The sequence below is a fragment of the Stenotrophomonas sp. 14P6.2.3 genome (assembly GCF_057799055.1).
On the sequence record NZ_JBYOLA010000001.1, the window covers coordinates 261,958 to 282,006 of the forward strand.

The following is a 20,049-nucleotide window of genomic DNA, read 5'->3' on the forward strand; positions in this document are numbered from 1 at the left end:
TCGCGAAGATGTCCAACACCCCCTTTGGCGAGTCGTCATGCGCTGCCGCCGCCAGCGGTTGCGTCGAGGTACGCGGCGCGCGCGAGCACAACCTCAAGAATGTCGATGTCTCCATTCCGCGCAATGCACTGGTGGTGTTCTCCGGCGTGTCGGGCTCCGGCAAGTCATCGTTGGCCTTCGGCACCGTCTTCGCCGAGGCGCAGCGGCGCTACTTCGAGTCGGTTGCGCCGTATGCACGACGCCTGATCGACCAGGCGGGCGTGCCCGATGTGGATGCCATCGATGGGCTGCCACCGGCAGTGGCCCTGCAGCAACAGCGTGGCGCCAGCAATGCACGTTCGTCTGTGGGCAGTGTCACCACGCTGTCCAGCCTGGTGCGCATGATGTATTCGCGTGCAGGGGCATACCCGGCCAATCAGCCCATGCTGTACGCCGAGGACTTCTCACCCAACACGCCGCAGGGCGCCTGCAGCACCTGCCATGGCCTGGGGCATGTCTACGAGGTGACCGAAGCGCTGATGGTTCCGGATCCGTCGCTGACCATCCGTGAACGCGCCATCGCCTCCTGGCCGCCGGCATGGCATGGCCAGAACCTGCGCGACATCCTGGTCACGCTCGGCTACGACATCGACATACCGTGGAAGAAGCTGCCGAAGAAGGACAGGGAGTGGATCCTGTTCACCGAGGAAACGCCCAGCGTGCCGGTCTATGCCGGCTTCACACCCGCCGAGACCCGTGCCGCGCTCAAGCGGAAACTTGAGCCCAGCTACATGGGCACCTACACCGGCGCCCGCCGCTACGTACTGCACACGTTTGCCAATACCCAGAGCGCGCTGATGAGGAAGCGGGTGTCCCGCTACATGGAAGGCAAGCTGTGCCCGGCCTGTCACGGAAAGCGCCTGAAGCCGGAGGCACTTTCGGTCACCTTCGCCGGTGTGGATATCGGTGAATTCATGCGACTGCCGCTGGATCAACTGGCGGACCTGCTGGAGCCCATCGCGCAGGGCGATTTCAGCGCGCATGGCCGGGGTGAACGCACCAGCAAAAGCGCCACCCGCCGCGACCGCACCACGCGGGCAGCGAGTGGTCGTGCTGTCCATGCTTCGGCCCCCGACGTACGGCTGACCTCGGCACTGTCGGAGGAGAAACGTCTGGCTGCACAGCGGCTCGCAGGCGGTGTCATGGCGCGTGTACACCAGCTGCGAGGCCTGGGCCTGGGGTATCTCTCGCTGGATCGCGCCACGCCAACGCTATCGGCCGGCGAACTGCAGCGCCTGCGGCTGGCCACGCAGCTCAGCTCGTTGCTGTTTGGCGTGCTGTACGTGCTCGATGAGCCCTCGGCCGGCCTGCACCCGGCCGACAGCCAGGCGCTGTACGACGCGCTGGACCGGCTGCGCGACGGTGGAAACTCGGTGTTCGTTGTCGAACACGACCTGGAGCTGATGCGTCGCGCGCAGTGGCTGGTGGATGTTGGGCCGGAGGCGGGTGAGCACGGCGGGCGCGTTCTCTACAGTGGCGAGCCCGACGGCCTGCGAAAGGTCCAGGAGTCGCGCACGGGCCAGTACCTTTTCGACCAGGTACCTGCGGCTGCCAGCCGGCAGCGCAGCGCCAACAGCTGGCTGGAGCTGAAAGGCATCCACCGCCACAACCTGCAGGGTGTGGATGCGCAGGTGCCGCTGGGGTTGCTGACCGCAGTGACCGGCATTTCGGGCTCGGGCAAGTCCAGCCTGATGGCGCAGGCGCTGCCCGAGCTGGTGCTGCTGCACCTGGGGCATGAGCCCGAGGACGACAGCGCCGAGAGTGCGCCCTCCGACGCGCCAACCGTGATCGAAGCGACCCGGGGCCGGTTGGCCGGCGATGTGGACGCCATCCAGCGGGTCGTGCAGGTGGACCAGAAGCCGATCGGCCGCACGCCCCGTTCCAACCTGGCCACCTATACCGGGCTGTTCGACCACGTGCGCAAGCTGTTCGCCGCCACACCCGCCGCGCGCCGTCGGCGTTTCGATGCGGGCCGTTTCTCGTTCAACGTGGCCAAGGGCCGATGCGAGACCTGCGAAGGCGAAGGGTTCGTCAGCGTCGAACTGCTGTTCATGCCCAGCGTCTACGCGCCGTGCCCCACCTGCCACGGCGCCCGCTACAACGAAGCCACGCTGAAGGTGCAGTGGAATGACCGCAACATCGCCGAGGTCCTGCAGATGACGGTGGACCAGGCGCATGCGTTCTTCATCGAGGAGGATGCCATTGCCCGCCCGCTGCAGTTGCTGCAGGAGATCGGACTGGGGTACCTGCGGCTGGGCCAGCCGGCCACGGAGCTTTCAGGCGGTGAAGCACAACGCATCAAACTGGCGACAGAGCTGCAGCGCAGCCAGCGTGGTCGCACGCTTTACGTGCTGGACGAACCGACCACCGGCCTGCATGCGTCGGACGTGGACAGGCTGCTGGTCCAGCTGCAGCGGCTGGTTGAGGCCGGAAATACGGTGGTGATGATCGAGCACGACATGCGGGCTGTCGCGCAGGCGGACTGGGTGATCGACCTAGGGCCTGGCGCCGGCGCTGCGGGTGGCACCATCGTGGCCAAGGGAACGCCGCATCAGGTGGCCCGCGCCAAAAGCAGCAGGACGGCGCCCTTCCTTGCGCGCGAACTGGGGCAGGGTGGGTGAGTGGGGGATCTGGATGGGTTGTTTGACCCGCAGCGGGGATACCTGTGCGCCGAAGCCGGTGCTAACCTCCGCTGCAGGCCCATAACGGCCACTGCACGGGATGCCAAGCATGCGTGATCGCAGCGAATCCAAGGCACTCGAGAGCAATTCCGAAGGACCACCGCTTGGACGGACGAGCGCCATGAAGGGGTGTCTATCCTTCATGGCAGCATGTCTGCTGGCAGGCTGTACTACGTTGCCTCAGCTCTCCGACGGCGTCACGCTTTCGATTCGCTCCTACGCCCCCGTCACAGGGGACTACGCCATTGAGCTGCGCAACGACACGGTGCGGCCGATCCTGTATCTCAATCCGTATCTGACATTCGACACCACTCGCTTGCCAGATCCAGAGCCGTTCCCCGAGTCGCCGGAAGGAATGGTGCTGATGGTCCACAGCACAAAGCTTGCGCCAGGCGCGTCTGCGATCCTTTCGGGCAAGTGCACCAAGGGTGGCGCTTGTTCCAGACCGGAAACCTATGTGGCCGTACGGGCCTGTTGGTTCTCGAACGCCTGGAATTGCAGGCAGTACTTCCCGATCTGGTCGGAGACGCCGTTGCGTACGAACGGTGATGCGGCACGCTGACCCCGCTCGCGCGCGGTCGGCTCACCTTTGGTAGTGCCGGCCGCTGGCCGGCAAAGCACCGCCGGATGCGAGCATCAGCTGCGAGGCACACGCCGGCATCCACGCCGGCGGAGCAGGGCCCGACCCAGCCAGCACACCCGGCTTTGCCGCCATCCTGTGTGCATCGCCGAGCCCTTTCAACCGCGCTGAAGGACCGCCGCTCGCCGGTCACGGAACCACGGCAGGCAGACATATATATCGTCCATGCATTGGTCATATGCACTCCCGCTCTTCTTCCAGCACGGCCGCACGGATAGATTCTCCTGACAATCTGTCACGGAGTGACCCATGCAGACCCGCACCCGCCTCCGCACTCTGGTATCTGGCTTCCCCTCCACACTGATCTGGATTGCGGCGTCCCTCTGCGCCACGGCTGCCATGGCCAACGAGCCACTGCAGATCGAATCGCAAGGAAGCTTCCTCGCGGGCGGCACGGTAAAGAAGCAACCTGGCACGTTCGATCCACTGAAGCCCGCCACTCCGGCCGGCCAGAGCTACCACGGTGACCACGTCTACGCCTTCTACCAGAAGCCGGTGAATGCGCGTCCGCTGCCGATCGTGATGTGGCACGGGGCAGGGCAGTCATCAAAGAGCTGGGAAACCACTGCCGATGGCCGCGAGGGCTTCCAGAATCTCTTCCTGCGTCGCCGCTTCACGACCTACCTGATCGATCAGCCCAGGCGCGGCAAAGCTGGGCGGAGCATGGTCGAGTCCACGCTGAAGCCGGTGGCAGACGACCAGATGTGGTTCAACCAGTTCCGGATTGGACGCTGGCCGAAGTACTTCGACGGCAGCCAATTCCCGAAAGGCGAAGGCGCGCTTGACCAGTTCTTCCGTTCGGTCACGCCGAACACGGGGCCGTTCGACCTGGACGTGGTCTCCGATGGCGTCGCGGCGCTACTGCAGAAGACAGGGCCTGCAATCCTGTTCACCCATTCGCAGGCAGGCGGGTCCGGATGGATGACGGCGATAAAGAGTGCAAATGTGCGCGCCATCGTGGCCTTCGAGCCAGGCAGCAGTATCGTCTTCGCCAAGAACGATGCGCCGGCCCTCATCCCCAGCGCGTTCGATACGGTCGCACCTGCCGTGGTTTCGCCCGGGGATTTCAGGGCGCTGACCCGGATTCCCATTCTGGTGCTGTATGGCGACAACATCCCCGAAAAGCCCGTTGACCTGCCCGCACAGGACAGCTGGCGGGCACGCTTGGAAATGGCGCGCGCCTGGCGCAACGCAACCGCGGCGCGGAGATCTACGCCTATGGTGAGGCGCGTCAGAACCTCAGATTGCTGGGCGGTGTTACCTGGAGCGATGCGGAGTTCACCTCGTCAGCCGTGCCTGGCCTGGTTGGAAAGCGCCCGATTGGTGTGGCCGAGCTGACCGGAAATGTTGGCGTGGAATGGGATCCCGGCTTCGTGCCAGACCTTACGCTGCTGGGCGATGTGAGCTACACGGGCAAGCTGTACGTGAACCAGTTAAACACGATCAGCATTCCGGCGGCAGTCCGCCTTGATGTGGGCGCGCGCTACGCCCTGAGACTGCCGAAGCACGACGTTACCCTCAGGGCGACGGTGCAGAACGCGACCAACAAGGCCTACTGGGCAGGAGTTACTTCCTGGGGAGCGGTCTCGGCGGCAGTGCCGAGAACCTATGTGGTGTCGGCGACGCTGTTCTTCTGAGTTCGTCTGGGCGGGTGTCCTGGCGAAAGGGCACCCGTTCCTGGAAGGGTCATTGGGTAACGTTAGGCTGTGCGATATCGTGGCGGTGCACCCATCGCAGCACTCGGCTACGATGATGCCGTCGGCATTGATGCCGGAGGGGCAGGGGCGCAATGGACATGCAGGCAGAGGGCGGATTTGATCCGTCGGTACAGACCGAACAGCAGGAACTGACCTTCCACTGGCTCTACGAGCGTGTGCAGGGGCTTGTCGACCGCAGCATCTACCCGAAGGCGGGCCGCCTGGAGAAGTGGTCGTTCCGGGTGGGCCTGGGGGCCGGCATCATTGGCATTCTCAGCGGCCAGTTTTCAGACCGGTGGCTTCCCATCGAAGTGGTGTTGGCGTTGGTCAAGCTATGCCTGGCGGTGGAAATCGGCGGCTTCATCGTGGGAGGCATCCTCGCGGCGCAGAGAGGAATTCGGCAGTTCATCCAGCCACGGCTGTCGCATGCGAAGGAAATGGACAGCGATTTTGCGCACTGGCAAGCAGTAGTCACCGACCTTCGCGCCTTCCCCAGGATCGCGCGCGAGCGGCGACTCAAGTACGTCAGCACTCTGCGCACCAACATGATTGAGCGCATGGGAATGATGTATGGCGGACTGCAACGTCTTGGGCCTTTCCCGCTGCTGATTGCGCTCTACCTGCAGTTCCGTGGATGGAAATGGGGCGACTGGGCGGGAGCGTTCGATGTCAGCCTACTCGGTGCACTGCTGATCTTCGGGATGGTGATGCTCTACCTTGCGGGCTGGATGCTGATCGGACTGCGCACTCGGTTGGACACCTATGTGGCGTTGCTTGAGGGCTCCATCCAAGAGCCAGAGCTGGACAAGCCCGCAATAATGCATGCGCCTCGGGCCTCGCCGCCATTCTGCGTGTAGTGCCGAGCTTGCTGTCGCTGCCTCGATCGGGCACATCTTGATTGAAGCTGTTAGGTGCGCGCTGGACACATGCTCCAACATGCTGTCCCGCTCGCGCCGAGTGCTGGTGGAAGGTCGCGTCCGTACGAAATCAACTGTGAGCAGTCGCTCATATACAATTTGCTCGCTTGCCGTATCATCCGTCAGCCCCGCCAGAAAGGCGCGGAAGATTTTTGTTCCGAGCATTAGGGGTTGATATCGGAATTCGCCTTTTGGCCGGGTTTTACCAACTACAGTTCACATGGAGTGTGTACCAATGGCATTGGTTAGGGCTATACGCGGCCGGATCACCGCGACGGTTGTCATCTTCTGTTTCACGCTGGGGGTGGTGCAAACTGCCAATGCAGCCACGTATTATGGCCCCCCTTATAAAGTTCAATCGTTTCGAGGGGTTGGCTCTTTCGAGAGCGTGGGTGCTGCTGTCAACTTTCTCGTCCAGAAGATCAAGGCTCCTTGCCAGCAGGACCCAAAGTGTACCAAACCGCCTGTCGTCACGGTGAGGTATGGCACTGATGGATGGGCTGCAACGATCTTTGTAAATGGGAAGTCTAGCGATAACGTATTTGCTTCCGAGATATCTATCGGACAGCCCCAGAAGAATCTTGGCGGCTGTCAGAAACGATGTTCGGCCGGGCTTGGTTCGGCCACAGATGGGACGGGCGCGCGAGGTTCGGCCGACAGCAGCGCCTACGCCAATTCTCGCGATCCTGGCAGCCCCTTTGAGGGAGACCCGATTAACACCTCAACGGGCAACTTCTATAGGCAGGAAACTGACTATGACTCACCTTCCGGGCTGATGTTCCGGCGATTCTACAACAGCTCAGTACGCGCCCCAGGCTCTTCACTGGGGCCGCAGTGGCGCCACCTGTTTGATCGGCGCTTGGAAATCCTGGCATCAAATACCGGCGTAGCCGGAGAGCGGACCTTCATTCGAGCTACCAGGCCGGACGGTGCCTCGGAACTTTTTACGCGTGCGGAGAGTACTTGGACTGTCGACTCCGACGTCGCCGACGTATTAGTGGATCGCGAGGCGGGCGCTGGTTACGCACTGCAGTTGGCCGCCAACGGGCAAACCGAGATTTACGATTCATCCGGGCTGCTTCAGGAGGTCTATGATACCTCGGGGCAGCGGACGCTGGTGCTGAGATATTCGGACGCAGTGACGCCTACGGAAACTGCACCAGGTCCAGACATGTTGCTGAGCGTTGCGGACTCGAGTGGGCGTTCACTCATATTTTCATACAACTCAGCGTCTCAATTGACCAAGATTCTACTGCCCGACGGCGGAGTCCAGACGTTCACTTACAACGCATCAGGCCAACTCGCCTCGGTAACTTATCCGGATTTCACGGTCAAAGGCTACATCTACAATGAACCCGCCAACAGTCCGGCCGCGGCTGGCACATCGTTCTTGACAGGTATAGTAGATGAGAAGGGCGCCCGTTACGAGACGATCAAATACAACTACAATAATCGTGCCTATCACGCAGAGTTCGCTGGCGGAGTCGACACGACGACGCTGGACTATGCAGCCTCCACATGGAAGGGCACGCTGCCGGTGACGGTAAAAGGGCCGTTGGGGGCGGCATCTAGGCTTGGATTTGTAGACACTGGCAAAGGCCGCCTAATGCCTGCTGGTGGATCTGCGGCCTGCGGCAACCAGTGCAACCAACCCTATAAGGCCATGACCTACGATGCCAATGGGTATCCAGCCTCGGTCACTGACTTCAAAGGTAACATCACGCGTACAGCGTATGGGCCAAGCGGCCTGCTTGCGGAGCAAATTGAAGCCGCAGGGACATCGCAGCAGAGAACCACGACGACCACTTGGGATGCCACATTACGAGTACCCCTCAGCCGAGTTGTAATGGATTCGGAGGGTGTCACTGTTTCCAGCACTTCGTGGAAGTACAACGCCGTCGGCCTTGAGGTTGCGCGATGCGAAGTTGATACAACAATTCCGGCAGCAGCTGGATACGCATGCGGAAGCATGCTCAACGCCCCGGAAGGGGTTCGCCAATGGTCGACCAGCTATTGCACTAGTGTCGATGCCAGCCAGTGCCCGCAGTTGGGACTTATGCTTACGGAAGACGGTCCGAGAACCGATGTTCAGGATGTCACCGTATACAGCTACTACCAGTCCACTGATGAGTCGGGATGCGGGACTGTCGGTGGTGCATGCCATCGTGCCGGCGATCTATATCAGGCCACTAACGCGCTGGGCCAGAAGACGACGTGGCTGACCTATGATCGCAACGGGCGAGTTGCCAGGCTGAGGGACGGTTTCGGCAAAATTCATGACTTGAGTTATACGCCTCGAGGCAAATTGACGTCTCTCACAGAACGGGCTACTCAGGATGGATCGGCTTCACCTGAAGACAGTGTCACTACGATCACTTTTGATTCAACGGAAAATGTAACCTCTATTGTCGATCCCGATGGAATGGCGCTCAACTACAGTTACGACGACGCGCATCGCCTGATCAAAATTAGTGACGGGGAAGGCAACAGCATTAATTATCTTCTGGACGCCGCCGGAAATCGCATCAAGGAGGACGTCGTCGATGCCGGCGGCACGATGAAGCGCTCGCTTTCCCGCGTCTATAACGCCTTGGGTCAGCTTCTTAGCCAAAAGACCGCAAGCGGCCACGCCACCGACATTGGCTATGATGTAGTTGGCAATGCTCAGCTGATCACTGACGCACTCAAACGCAAGATGCAGGCTACTTACGATCCGCGAAATCGTGTCAGCCAGACAATCCAAGACATTGGCGGTGTGGCGGCAAGGACCACGTATGATTACGACCCCTTGGACCGCATCATCAAGGTAACTGATCCCAAGGGTTTGGCGACGACATACCAATACAATGGTCTCGGCGACTTGGTGAAGCAGGTCAGCCCAGATGGAGGAACGTCCAGCAGTGCGTACAGCAGTGCAGGCGATCGCATCGTTCATATTGATGCACGCGGAATCAAGACCGATTATACCTATGATGTTTTGGGGCGCTTGACCAGATCCGCCTATTCTGATGCCGCACTGGACTCCTTCTACACATATGACGTTAGCCAGACTGTATGCGCGGAAGCTGAATCGTTCGCGACGGGGCGGTTGAGCAAGGTAGGAGACGCTAGCGGCTCAACCCAGTTCTGTTACGACCATAATGGGAGGGTGGTGCGCAAGGTTCAGACTAATAACGGCAAGGCCCTGATCTTGCGTTACACCTATAGCAAGGCAGGTCGGCTGAAGAGCGTGACGTATCCGGATGGTGCAGTGGTCGACTACGTGCGCAACGCGCTGGGGCAGGTTGTTGAGGTTGGCGTCACCCTTACTGGCAGCTTGCGCCAGAAGCTGCTCAGGACATCTGGCTACTATCCGTTCGGGCCGAACGCCGGCTGGACTTATGGCAATGGCCGCACTGTGATGCGAACTCTGGACTTGGACTACCGGCCGCTGGCCGTAGAGGATGGCAGGAGCGATGGGCTCAACGTAGGTTTTGCATTCGACCAGGTTGGAAACCTTGTCGCGTTGACCGCGCCCGGCGGAACGGTGCCGACGATCAGCTTGGGCTATGACACTCTAGGCCGAATGACCGCATTCAAAGATGGTGCAACTGGAGTCGTGATCGATGGATACAACTATGATGCTACAGGTAATCGACTCAACGCCTTAGTCAATGGTCAGAGCCAGACCTACGACTATGCCGTCGACAGTCATCGCCTGTCGAGCGTGGGTGGCGTGTCACGCCGCTACGATGCTTCGGGCAACACAACGGCGATCAATGGCACGGAGCGCACCTTTTCTTACGACGCCACTGGTCGCATGAGTCAGGTCTGGCGCGAGGGGGTCTTGACGATGAAGTACAGCCACAACTGGCGGGGGGAGCAGGTATATCGCGCCATCGATTCATCCGGCACCTATAGTCTCTACGACGAATCAGGGCACTGGATGGGCGAATACGATGAGAACGGGCAATCGATACAGCAAGTGATCTGGCTGGAGGATCTGCCGATTGGAGTTTTGGCAAGTTCCACGTTGAATTACATACAGCCCGACCATCTCGGCACCCCGCGTGCAGTAATCAGCGCTGACCGTGACAAAGCAATTTGGACGTGGGACATCAGAGGGGAGGCATTTGGGGGTACGGCACCAAATGAAGACCCGGATCGAGACGGGGCGTCTTTTACTTTCAACCTGCGCTTCCCAGGGCAACGCTACGACAGTGCGACTGGACTCAATCAGAATTACCTCCGAGATTACGATGCGAGTGTGGGGCGCTACGTCCAGAGTGATCCCATCGGCCTTGCCGGGGGGAACGCTACCTATGGGTACGTAGATGGCGGCCCGCTTGCCTTCATCGACCCATTCGGCCTGAAGAAGGTTGTTTTGGTTGGGGCGCAGAACAAGGATGACGCCATCATTTACAAGGGCGCCCTGGCCGACGTGGAGATGGTTGGATACTGCGTGGTCTATGCGCATGGCGCGTGGACCCACATATCTGACACCCGAGCCGGCACCGCCAATAAGGTGCGCTACTTCGGTAATAATGAAGCGTCGATGTCCAAGTTCAATGATCTCCTCAGTCGGTCTGGCTGCAAGCCAGAGGAGCCGGTCATCTTGAAGGCCTGCAATACCGGCGCGAACCCCGAGGTAAAGGGCATGACCAACGTAATGACCGGACTCTCGAGGGCCCGACGAACTGAGGTGGATGCACCGACAAGGTCTGTCTGGTACACCCCTCGAGGACCAATGGCAACTCCTTATGGCCACAAGGGCGACATTCACGGCCCCATGAATCTCAGTGACCCCGGTGAGTACAGGAGCGTCAGGCCGTGATTAGATGCACCGCCTTCGCCGTAGTCGTCGCGTTGCTGGTAGCCTGTGGGCAGAGTTCAGATGGTGAGCCAGTATCAGGAGAGTCCGGCTGCCGAACCCTTGATGTGGTGTCCAGTCGCACCAAAGCCGAGAATGGAGATCTTTCGGCCATCAGGCAGATGCGCGACTACAGCCTTGACTGCCTGTTGCACGACAACGCAGCCGAGGCGCTACGCTGGGGGAAGCTCGCCGCCGAAAAGGGCAATGAGCAGGACAAGGCGACCTACGAGAACATTAAGCTGACTTTCCTTCCCAAACAGCAACGTAGTGCGCATTGAGGATGAGGCGCGCTACATATGGTCCATCGGGGGCGCAGAAGCGTCACCGATGGGCATGTATCCTGCGATGCTGCCGGCCCTGCTCGCAACTCCATGGCTATGTAGACGAGGAAGGTGGTGCATGGATTACCGAGGGGAGTGGCAGGTCGCGTCACAGTTGTATTGCAGGGGCCGTGGTAGCCAGGAAGGCCGGCGTGCCGGCCCTTGATGCCAGAGTTGAGCGGCCGAATGGATGCATGAAAACGGCCCACCTTATTGAAAGGTTGCGCACTTCGGCCTGTCTGAAGCGGGTCTGCAGATGATTCACCGAGCGCATGCGGTGCAACCACTGACGGCGGTGCAGAGCGAGTACTCGCTGTTCTGGCGTGAGCCGGAGGAAGAGCTTTTTCCCTTGCTGGAAGAGCTGAGCATTGGCTTCGTACCTTTCAGCCCGCTGGGCGCCGGTTTTCTGACCGGAAGGATCGACGAGAACACGCAGTTCGATGCAACGGATTTCCGCAATGTGGTGCCGCGCTTCTCGGCTGAATCACGCCGCGCCAACATGGCATTGGTGGACGTGGTGAAGGCGGTGGCGGCAGGGAAGGGGGCCGCGCCGGCCCAGGTCGTTCTGGCTTGGCTGCTGGCACAGAGACCGTGGATCTCGCCGATTCCAGGCACGACCAAGCTTCATCGCCTGGATGAAAACCTGCGCGCGCTGGATCTGGTGCTGGATGACCGCGATCTTGCGCGCATCAACGACGAGGTGGCGCAGATACCTATCAGCGGAGCGCGCTTGCCGGAGGCGGCATTGAAGATGACCGGAAGGTAGGGGATGCCCAGCCAGGCGTCTGATCCGGCGCAGAGCAAGTGTGGTGACACTCCGCTACGATGACCGCAGTCGGCATCTGCGCCGGCGGGTCAGGGGGCGCAATGGATATGCAAGCAGGGAGCGGATTTGATTCGCCGGTAAAGAATCATTCGCAGGAGCTGACGTTCCACTGGCTCTACCAGCGGGTGCAGGGTCTGGTCGAGCGCAGTATCTACCCCAAGGCGGGTTGGCTGGAGAAGTGGTCATTCCGCATGGCCGTGCTGGCCACCGCCATCGGTATTCTCGGCAGTCAGCTGCCAGATCAATGGCTCCCCCTGACGGCAACGCTGCTGTTGGTCCGGGTTTGCCTAGCAGTGGAGATCGGTGGCTTCCTAGTAGGGGGCCTCCTTGCAGCGCGCCGTTGCATCCGCCAGTTCATCCAGCCACGGCTGTCCCATGCGCAGGAGATGGATGGCGAGTTTGCCCACTGGCAAGCTGTGATTGCCGACCTTCGATGCTTCCCCAGAGTCGAGCGCGAGCGCCGTCTCAAGTACGTTAGCCACCTACGCACAAGCATGATCGAGCGTATGGGCTTGATGTACGGCGGCCTGCAACGTCTTGGGCCATTTCCGCTGTTGATTGCCCTCTACCTGCAGTTCCGCGAATGGAAATGGGGCGATTGGACCAGCGCCTTTGATGTTGGGCTGCTTGGCGCATTCCTCATCTACGCGCTGGTGCTGCTGTACCTTGCAGGCTGGATGTTGATAGGTCTGCGAACGCGCTTGGACACCTACGTCGCCCTGCTTGAAGGCTCCGTCCACGAACCCGAGCCGTCGCAGGCAGCTCCTCAGTAGAGCTGGGCCATGCTCGGCTAACGCCGTCAACTACATCGCGCCCCATCACGCACCCCGCCAGCGAGCATCAGCAGCACCCGATCCATCAAAACAGGCTCCGCCAGGTCCATAAGAACCTGTTCCAGATAGCCCAACGGCTCCAGCTGCCATTGCAGGGTTGCCTGAAACTCCAGAACGGCAGGTGCCCGTTGCTTCGCATCCAGTGATACCTGCAGCAGCAGATGCTGCGGCCGCATCGCCAGCGACAGCACCGGCACGCCTCTGCAATGAATCTGGAAAGCGGCATTTCGGTGCTGTTCGACAAACTGGAAGCCCTGTCGTGGCCGGGCTTCCACAAACTGAATCGCCTGGCGGCGCAGCTGCCGCAGATAGCGATCGACGGAAACACTCTGGAACGCGAGCAGCTCGGGCACGGGCGGCTCTGGCCACTGCGCCTGCGCCGCAACCACCGCCGCCAGGCCCAGCGCTGTGGTCGCCCAGCGGTGCCATGCCACTCAGCCCTCAGGCTGCAGCCGCGTGCTGGCGTGTGCTGTGAGCCCCAGCGCAGCCATGATCAGGCCTTCCATGACGCGCGGGCCGACGTATTGCTCCACTTCGCCGTTCTCGCGGGCACGCTGTGCGGCCAGCAGGAGCTCCAGCACCACGCGAAGGCCCGCCAATGAGCAATCGGCATCGGCCAAGGCCAATCGTCGGCCGGGCATCTGATGGCGCTCTGGCCAGGGCTGGCCATCGGACGCGGCGCCCGAGCCGATGCTGTGCAGCAGGGCGATGAGCGTGTTGGGATCCAGCACCGGGCCGTTCGCGGGGGCGTCGTGGATCGAGTGAGGGGCAGGGGAGTGGGGCTTGGTCATGGCAGGGCTCCTTGCGTGCAGGCAGAAGCCGCCACCGATAAAGGTGGCGGACGATGCGTGGCTCGAAAACCGGGTCTTCGTGCAAAGCCGGCGAGCGCAAGGCCCCCACGCACCGTCCGCCATAGCCGGCAGACGGATTGCCAGCCGGCACCACGCGATGGTGGTACCGGCTGGCAAGCGTAATCAAGCACAAAGACACGGGTTTTCGACGCCCGGCCACCCGTTTCGGTGGCACGGCAAGGAATACGCCCGGTTGTGCGCTGTGGCTAGGGGTTGGGGTCAAATCCGCCAAATCCCACGACGCTTTTGGCATTATTGCATAGGCGCTGAAGGGGGCAAGAGGCAGGTCGCACAAAGGATAGAGACATCCAGTTCAAAATTTCCCGGCTACGAGAACTCTTTGCGAACCCACTCGTAAAGCGAGCTTAATGCGACACTCCAGTATGGGCAACCATCAATAAGCGGAGAAGAATCCTTGGGCAACAGAAGCACTGCAATCGTCGGATTCATCGCCAATCTGGCTCCCCTCTACTTAGGGGAGCGCCACGGCGAATTCTGGTGCGCTCGCAGCCTGCATGACGGAACACTCATCTTGCCTTTTAATACGGACGATGACACGGAAGATGAGGGTTGGATTCAAGTCTGCTGGCAAGGTGATCCCCAGCGAAAGATCGAGGTTCTGGGTGCAGACCTCACGGCGCTCGCATTGGAGCGATATGTGCGACTGCATTGCGTCGGTGCAGACGAGGAGACCATTGCTGCTGAGCTGTACTTTATGACCGAGCACTTCAACTTCAAGACCGGTTGTCATGTTTACCTTCCGCAACTGAGAGAGCCTGCCCACCCAGCGGTTCGCGCTGCAAAACGCATGGGCGAGGGTGTCATGGTCAATCTCCTAAGCAAAGTGGCAGGTGTCTGACTCAATGACACCAAGTGCTCGCAATCTCAGAGCTTGATTTCTGTCCATCATCCCACACTGCGCACGGTAGAGCAGGGTGACGGAGCGAGTGTCCCAGACGTCCCACAAGAGCAACGCGTGCACCGGAATCGATTCGAGAGCTAGGTGCATGCCAACCTCTTCTATGTGGGAGCTGGCCGATTTAGGTTCGCTGGAGGCGGCGGATAATGCTCCTGCTATTTAGGGAGTGCCTTGCCGCGCACGCTTGGCGCCCTCAAAGGACAGCCATGGATCGCTCGACTGAATTGCGCCAGCATCCGGCACAATGCCAACATCCGCTCTGCTTGCAAAAAAGACCACGTTCCAACCTCTAGTAACCGTACTGCCATATGCGATCCCGTCGATGGGGCCGTCCTCGAAATTGAAGTGCCTAAAGAATTCAGTCGCAACCTGAGAGGGTAAGTAGTCGATGTTGATGCGCTCGTCACGCTCAATCGGCTGCATGATGCTACGGCAGAAACTGCGCATGAACAGGATCCCGAGGCTATAACTCCTTTCTGCGTTAGAGAAATAGCCTGGAACATGTGGAAGGCTGCGCAGATCAAGGATGCGAAGCGAGCGAGCCACCCTCCATCGCCCAACTCTTGCCATTGCCTGACTAGTCTCTCGCAACGCCGTCTGTACGTCTGAAGCCAGGTACATCATGGGAATCCCTGGCGGGTTCATTCGATTGCTCTGTAGGGAGCACTCAGGAGGCGGCGGACCGAAGTCAGCAGCTGAAGGATTGCCGCACTTATCCAGGCCAACTCGCCAAAGTTTGGTTCCGACGTCCAGCGTCGAGATCAGGCCAGCCTTGTCTCCCAGGTCAGCCACTGTCTGAAGCAGAGAAATGGGTGCGTAGGAGTCGTAACCATCCTCGTCAGCATCATGGAAGAAGAACCGCCTTTCATACTTGATGGTTTGGCAGAATTTATCCCAGCTCATCAAGAGCGCGGCATTCTTGTTGAGGCGATAAGGATCGATTTCGCACCATGTGTGGTCAGGGATTTGATCGCGTATTTCCAAGAGTAGCTCTCGGCCACTTCAGGTGACTCAGATTCGGAACTGCCGGAATTGGTCTTGACCATGGAAAGAGCGTACTCCAACTGTCTGATGCATAGAATCACAGCAGACCCGGTGGCAAGCTGAGGGAAGCGCCATTAGGAACAAGATCGAAGGCAGCGACAGCGGACACATACTTGCTTACTTAGGATCGTGTCCCTGAGCGCCTCAAAATTCTCAATAGAATCAACAAGGGGCACGATCCTAAGCAAAAGGACAAGAACCAAGAAAACTGACACATTGCCATGCGGTGCCCACGAACCCAACCACGGCGGATACTGCATTGCGCATAATGTATATTATGTTCTTAGCCGGCTGACTTGGCTGCCACTTGCTCCTGCCCAGGCCCACTACTGAGTTGCAACCACTTCCCAGGCCGATCTCCCAGGTTGACGCCCGGAGTTCGTCTACCTGGCTCGCCACCAACCCCAGCCCCGCGGTCAGCCCTCGGCCAACGCTGCATCAGCATGCCCGCGCCGTTGAAGCTAGCGATCGTCTCCCGATAGATCTGCCGAGCTCGCACAAGCTTTCTCACCCAGATATCGCGCCGGGCAGCAATCAGCTGCTGAGCCTCAACTGACGCCGGCCCGTCCATCAAATCTGCGCGCCTGGGCTGCAACCGAGCACCCAGATTCTGCTCACGGGTCCGGCGAACGCAACAGGCCAGTGGCACCAGCAGGCTGGCGTGCATCGCATCAGCGAGCACTGGGGGGATGCGCACTTGCCGACGTTACCACTTGGAGCGACCCACACCCCCCGTCCAAACGCCCCGCTTCCGCACGCTCTACAGCACCTGGCCCGTAAGCCCGGCGCAAATCGCTCACCTCGTCCCGTCACCCAATCAAGGAAGCTGCATGATGACTCGACTGCTGCACGACCGTTCGCCGCCCTCCCCTTCGCCCAACCCCTTGGCGATTGCCGTAATCAGTTCGCTGCTGCTGGCAACGGCGCTGCCCGCGATGGCCACCGAATCATTGGATGCCTGGCAGCAGCAGCGCCAGCTGCAGGAAGGATGGGCGCAGCCGACGATCAGTAGCGTTACTGTTTCATCCGTTGCCGGCCCCGCCTCGGCGACGCTTGCGCCGGCAGCGGACGCCAGCACTGCCATTCTTGGCAATGCTGGTGATCCAGGAAGCTGGCGCACCGATGAGTTCAAAGCGGACTGGGGTTTGGCTGCCATGGGCGCCGAGTTCGCCTACGCTCGCGGCCTGACCGCCAAAGGCGTCCGGCTGGGTGTTTTCGACGATGGCGCCGGCCTTGGACATCCAGAGTTCGCAGGCAAGAACCATCGGAGCATCCGCCTGGCGGGCGTTCTTGCCGATGGCAGCTTGTGCCCGGCAGAAGTGATCGAAGGCCCCAACAGTTGCTTCAGGACCGATGGCGATCAGGTCCAGCTCACCTATCAGACCCTTGAGCCTCGATACGCCGCTTTGCTCAATCGAAACAACTATTTTGAAGGGGTCACCTATGGAACACATGGCACCCATGTGTCCGGGACGATCGCTGCCAATCGGGATGGCTCCGGCATGCACGGCGTAGCCTTCGGTGCCGACCTCAGTGTCGCCCGCCTGTTTTCCAACAGTGTGGCGCATCTCAGTGTTTCGCCACGAATGACGCTCGAGCGAAACTCCAAATCCGTCAGCGCCCCTACAGCGGCCTTCAGCCAGTTGTACGAACAGCTCGAACAACAGCAGATCCGGGCCATCAACCACAGCTGGGGGCTTGCTACCGAGCCGAGCACGGCCCAGCAGATGGACGTCTATCTGTCGCATACGGTTTTCGCCGACAGGCTGGCCGTGATGGCCACCGCTTCGCGCAGGACCGGCCTCATTCAAGTATGGGCTGCAGGCAACACCGACGCGCCCAATCCATCTCCACAACAGGCGCCGATCGCAGGCATGTACGCCACGCTGCCGCGCGCCCAGAAGGATGTTGAGCCGTATTGGCTGGCTGTCGTGAACGTCAATGAAGCCTTGGAGCTGAGCAATCGCTCCATGCGCTGCGGGCTGGCCGCAAACTGGTGCTTGGCAGCACCTGGCACGGCAATTCTTTCCACAACCTATGGCGCCAAAACCAAGCTTGACGCCACGCTTTCCAAGGACAGCGCTGGCAACGTCACGATTGACACGCGGAGCCTGCTGCCGGACTACGACTACGTCAAGAAGAGCGGAACCTCGATGGCCGCTCCGCATATCACGGGCGCATTGGGTCTGTTGTTTGAGCGCTTCCCCTATCTGGACAACGCGCAGGTGCGTGACGTCCTGCTGACAACGGCGCGTGACCTCGGCGCGCCGGGGGTGGACGATGTCTATGGCTGGGGCATGGTCGATCTGCGCAAGGCCATCGAGGGCTATGGCTCGCTGCGCGTGGACACCGACGTGGCAATGAACCAGAAGGCCGGCGGCCTGAAAGTCTGGGAAGGTGATGCCTGGGACGACTGGACCAACGACATCGCAGGCCCCGGCAAGCTGACCAAGTCCGGCATCGGTTGGCTGCGCCTGAGCGGCGACAACAGTTTCAACGGTGCGGTGCTGCGCGAGGGCACGCTGGAGTTGAACGGCAGCAACGCCCTCACCTCAGCGGTCGAGGTGCAGAATGGCCAGCTCCTGCTCAACGGCACTCTGGTTTCCACCGCACTGAACACCATCGGCGGCGTCAGCACGATCAGCGCCAGCGGCGTACTGAAGGACAGCAACCTGGTGGTCAACGGCGGCGTAGTCTCCTTCAACGGCACGCAGACCGGCGGCACCACCACGGTCGGCGCCAACGGCCTGCTGAAGGGCATCGGCACGCTCGGCAACACCCGCGTGGACGGCATCATCGCGCCAGGCAATTCCATCGGCACGCTGACCATCAACGGCAACTACGTGCAGGGCGCTACCGGCACCTATGCGGCCGAGCTCGCACCGGGCAGCCGCAGTGACCAGCTGCACGTCACCGGCACTGCGACGCTGGGCGGAACCTTGCTGGCACTACCCGAGCCGGGAGTGTATTACCTGGGCGAACAGTTCAACGTGCTGCGCGCCGATGGCGGCGTGAGCGGCCAGTTCGCGAAGACCGATTTCAGCGCGTTCTCGCCTTTCCTGCAGTTCAGTGTGGCCTACGCCTCCAATACCACGCGCATCGACGTGGCTCGCGGCGCCCTGCTGGCAACCGCGGCCAGTACGCCGAACCAGCGCGCCGTGGCCGCTGCTGCCGATACCCTCGCGATCAACCAGGGCCTTCCCAAGCCGTTGACCCAGCTGTTCCCTCAGCAGGTGGCGGCCGTACTGGATGGCCTGAGTGGCGAACTGCACGCTGCGACGCCGCTGGCGCTGGTCGAAAGCAGTCGCTATGTGCGTGATGCGGCGTTGTCGCGCCGCGCCGGCGTAGCCGCACCAGGCGCCGGTGGAAACGACGCCACCGGGGTCTGGGTGCAGGCGATCGGCGGCAACGGCAAGCTGGATGGCAATGCCGGAACGGCACGCACCGAAGCCAACAGCAACAGCCTGCTGGTCGGCATCGACCGTGAGTTCGATGGATGGCAGGTCGGCCTGCTGGCCGGCACCGGCCGCACCGACGTGAAGCAGCAGGATGGTCGGCGTGCCAAGTCGAAGATCGACAACGCCCACTTCGGCGCCTACGCCAGCCACAACTGGGGTGGCTTCGGCCTGCGCGGCGGCGTGGCCTGGAGCAAGCACGAAGTGGAAAGCACCCGCGAGGTGGCATTCGCGGGCTTCAGCGACACCTTGAGCGCGCGCTATGACGGCCGCACGCGTCAAGCCTTCCTTGAAGCCGGTTATCGCTTTGGCGGGCCCGAGGGCGGGTTGGAGCCGTATCTGCAGGTTGCGCGGGTGGAAGTGGACCTGAAGCGCGTCAACGAGCACGGAGGTGCGGCGGCGCTGCGGGGCGAGGTCGACGACACCGGCACCACCGTGGCCACCGCCGGCCTGCGTTTCGACAAGGGACTGAAGGCCTCGTTCCAGCAGGAAAGCTGGCTGCACCTGCGCGGTGCGGTGGGCTATCGGCGGGCCACTGGCGACCGCAGCCAGGTGGCCAACCTCGCCTTCGTCAACGGTGGCACCGCGTTTGCAGTCAGCGGCGCTCCCATTGCTGACAGCGCGGTGGTCGCCGAACTGGGCGTGTCGGCATGGCTGAGCCCGCGCCAGCAGTTGGAACTGGGCTACAGCGGCCAGTTCGGCAGTGAAAGCCGCGACCATGGCGCGAACGCGCGGTGGTCGGTGCGGTTCTGATTGCAGCACGCACATTGAGTGGCATTGGGGCGGCCTTGCGGCCGCCCCTTTTCTAAGTTCATGGAGGATCCGCTGTCGTTGGCGTGCCTGTCGAGCGTGACGCGTCACGTTAATGGTCGCCGCCACGCCCGGATTCAGGAGCGCCGCATGCGAAAACGGCAACGAGCGCTTCACGAATATTGCGATGATCAAAGACGCAACAGGCTGCGCTGACGGCCCCGC

13 protein-coding genes and 1 pseudogene are annotated in these 20,049 nt (G+C 61.2%); 11 read left to right on the forward strand and 3 right to left on the reverse strand.

Annotation, left to right across the window (positions count from 1 at the left end):
• The first annotated feature begins 8 nt into the window (after nt 1-8).
• The 9 genes and pseudogenes from AC27VL_RS01140 to AC27VL_RS01180 all read left to right on the forward strand — a co-directional run bounded on the left by AC27VL_RS01140 (nt 9) and on the right by AC27VL_RS01180 (nt 12,745).
• A complete protein-coding gene (locus AC27VL_RS01140) occupies nt 9-2,660 on the forward strand; it encodes an excinuclease ABC subunit UvrA (protein WP_488765332.1) in 2,652 nt (883 codons plus the stop codon).
• Between the two features lie 109 nt (nt 2,661-2,769).
• Nucleotides 2,770-3,282 carry a hypothetical protein gene (locus AC27VL_RS01145; protein WP_488765333.1) on the forward strand — a complete coding sequence of 171 codons (513 nt, stop codon included), beginning with the start codon at nt 2,770-2,772 and terminating at the stop codon, nt 3,280-3,282.
• 327 nt (nt 3,283-3,609) lie between these two features.
• Nucleotides 3,610-4,698: an alpha/beta hydrolase gene (locus AC27VL_RS01150; RefSeq protein WP_488765334.1), complete on the forward strand. Its 1,089-nt coding sequence runs from the start codon at nt 3,610-3,612 to the stop codon at nt 4,696-4,698.
• Nucleotides 4,605-4,997, forward strand: coding sequence for a TonB-dependent receptor domain-containing protein (locus AC27VL_RS01155; protein WP_488765335.1), 393 nt, complete (start codon nt 4,605-4,607; stop codon nt 4,995-4,997). Before AC27VL_RS01150 ends, AC27VL_RS01155 begins: the two co-directional genes overlap by 94 nt.
• Before the next feature lie 152 nt (nt 4,998-5,149).
• Complete coding sequence (locus AC27VL_RS01160; RefSeq protein ID WP_488765336.1) at nt 5,150-5,914, forward strand: hypothetical protein; 765 nt, start codon at nt 5,150-5,152, stop codon at nt 5,912-5,914.
• A 295-nt stretch (nt 5,915-6,209) separates the two neighbouring features.
• The gene (locus AC27VL_RS01165; RefSeq protein ID WP_488765337.1) at nt 6,210-10,787 is read left to right on the forward strand and encodes an RHS repeat-associated core domain-containing protein; all 4,578 of its coding nucleotides are present in this window, start codon (nt 6,210-6,212) and stop codon (nt 10,785-10,787) included.
• Nucleotides 10,784-11,104, forward strand: coding sequence for a hypothetical protein (locus tag AC27VL_RS01170; protein ID WP_488765338.1), 321 nt, complete (start codon nt 10,784-10,786; stop codon nt 11,102-11,104). Before AC27VL_RS01165 ends, AC27VL_RS01170 begins: the two co-directional genes overlap by 4 nt.
• Nucleotides 11,105-11,363: 259 nt before the next feature.
• Nucleotides 11,364-11,912: pseudogene (locus tag AC27VL_RS01175) on the forward strand (aldo/keto reductase); the annotation flags it as partial.
• Between the two features lie 101 nt (nt 11,913-12,013).
• Nucleotides 12,014-12,745, forward strand: a complete 732-nt coding sequence (locus AC27VL_RS01180; protein ID WP_488765339.1) for a hypothetical protein — start codon at nt 12,014-12,016, stop codon at nt 12,743-12,745.
• A gap of 26 nt (nt 12,746-12,771) precedes the next feature.
• Here AC27VL_RS01180 and AC27VL_RS01185 read toward each other — a convergent pair whose 3' ends face one another.
• Nucleotides 12,772-13,239, reverse strand: a complete 468-nt coding sequence (locus AC27VL_RS01185) for a hypothetical protein (protein ID WP_488765340.1) — start codon at nt 13,237-13,239, stop codon at nt 12,772-12,774.
• Nucleotides 13,240-13,596 (reverse strand): hypothetical protein, encoded by a 357-nt coding sequence (locus AC27VL_RS01190; RefSeq protein ID WP_488765341.1) that lies wholly within the window; start codon nt 13,594-13,596, stop codon nt 13,240-13,242.
• A 475-nt stretch (nt 13,597-14,071) separates the two neighbouring features.
• On the opposite strand from AC27VL_RS01190, the gene AC27VL_RS01195 reads away from it, so the two are divergent.
• Entirely contained in the window at nt 14,072-14,515 is a 444-nt protein-coding gene (locus tag AC27VL_RS01195; protein ID WP_488765342.1) for a hypothetical protein, read from the forward strand.
• A 219-nt stretch (nt 14,516-14,734) separates the two neighbouring features.
• Here AC27VL_RS01195 and AC27VL_RS01200 read toward each other — a convergent pair whose 3' ends face one another.
• Nucleotides 14,735-15,559, reverse strand: coding sequence for an RES family NAD+ phosphorylase (locus tag AC27VL_RS01200; protein ID WP_488765343.1), 825 nt, complete (start codon nt 15,557-15,559; stop codon nt 14,735-14,737).
• 893 nt (nt 15,560-16,452) lie between these two features.
• On the opposite strand from AC27VL_RS01200, the gene AC27VL_RS01205 reads away from it, so the two are divergent.
• Nucleotides 16,453-19,827 carry an autotransporter domain-containing protein gene (locus AC27VL_RS01205; protein ID WP_488765344.1) on the forward strand — a complete coding sequence of 1,125 codons (3,375 nt, stop codon included), beginning with the start codon at nt 16,453-16,455 and terminating at the stop codon, nt 19,825-19,827.
• The last annotated feature ends 222 nt before the right edge of the window (nt 19,828-20,049 follow it).

Bases quoted from the DNA above. Each gene is read 5' to 3' on its own strand.
- AC27VL_RS01140 (WP_488765332.1), top strand. From the start codon at position 9: ATGTCCAACACCCCCTTTGGCGAGTCGTCATGCGCTGCCGCCGCCAGC.
- AC27VL_RS01145 (WP_488765333.1), top strand. From the start codon at position 2,770: ATGCGTGATCGCAGCGAATCCAAGGCACTCGAGAGCAATTCCGAAGGA.
- AC27VL_RS01150 (WP_488765334.1), top strand. From the start codon at position 3,610: ATGCAGACCCGCACCCGCCTCCGCACTCTGGTATCTGGCTTCCCCTCC.
- AC27VL_RS01160 (WP_488765336.1), top strand. From the start codon at position 5,150: ATGGACATGCAGGCAGAGGGCGGATTTGATCCGTCGGTACAGACCGAA.
- AC27VL_RS01165 (WP_488765337.1), top strand. From the start codon at position 6,210: ATGGCATTGGTTAGGGCTATACGCGGCCGGATCACCGCGACGGTTGTC.
- AC27VL_RS01180 (WP_488765339.1), top strand. From the start codon at position 12,014: ATGGATATGCAAGCAGGGAGCGGATTTGATTCGCCGGTAAAGAATCAT.
- AC27VL_RS01190 (WP_488765341.1), bottom strand. From the start codon at position 13,596: ATGACCAAGCCCCACTCCCCTGCCCCTCACTCGATCCACGACGCCCCC.
- AC27VL_RS01205 (WP_488765344.1), top strand. From the start codon at position 16,453: ATGACTCGACTGCTGCACGACCGTTCGCCGCCCTCCCCTTCGCCCAAC.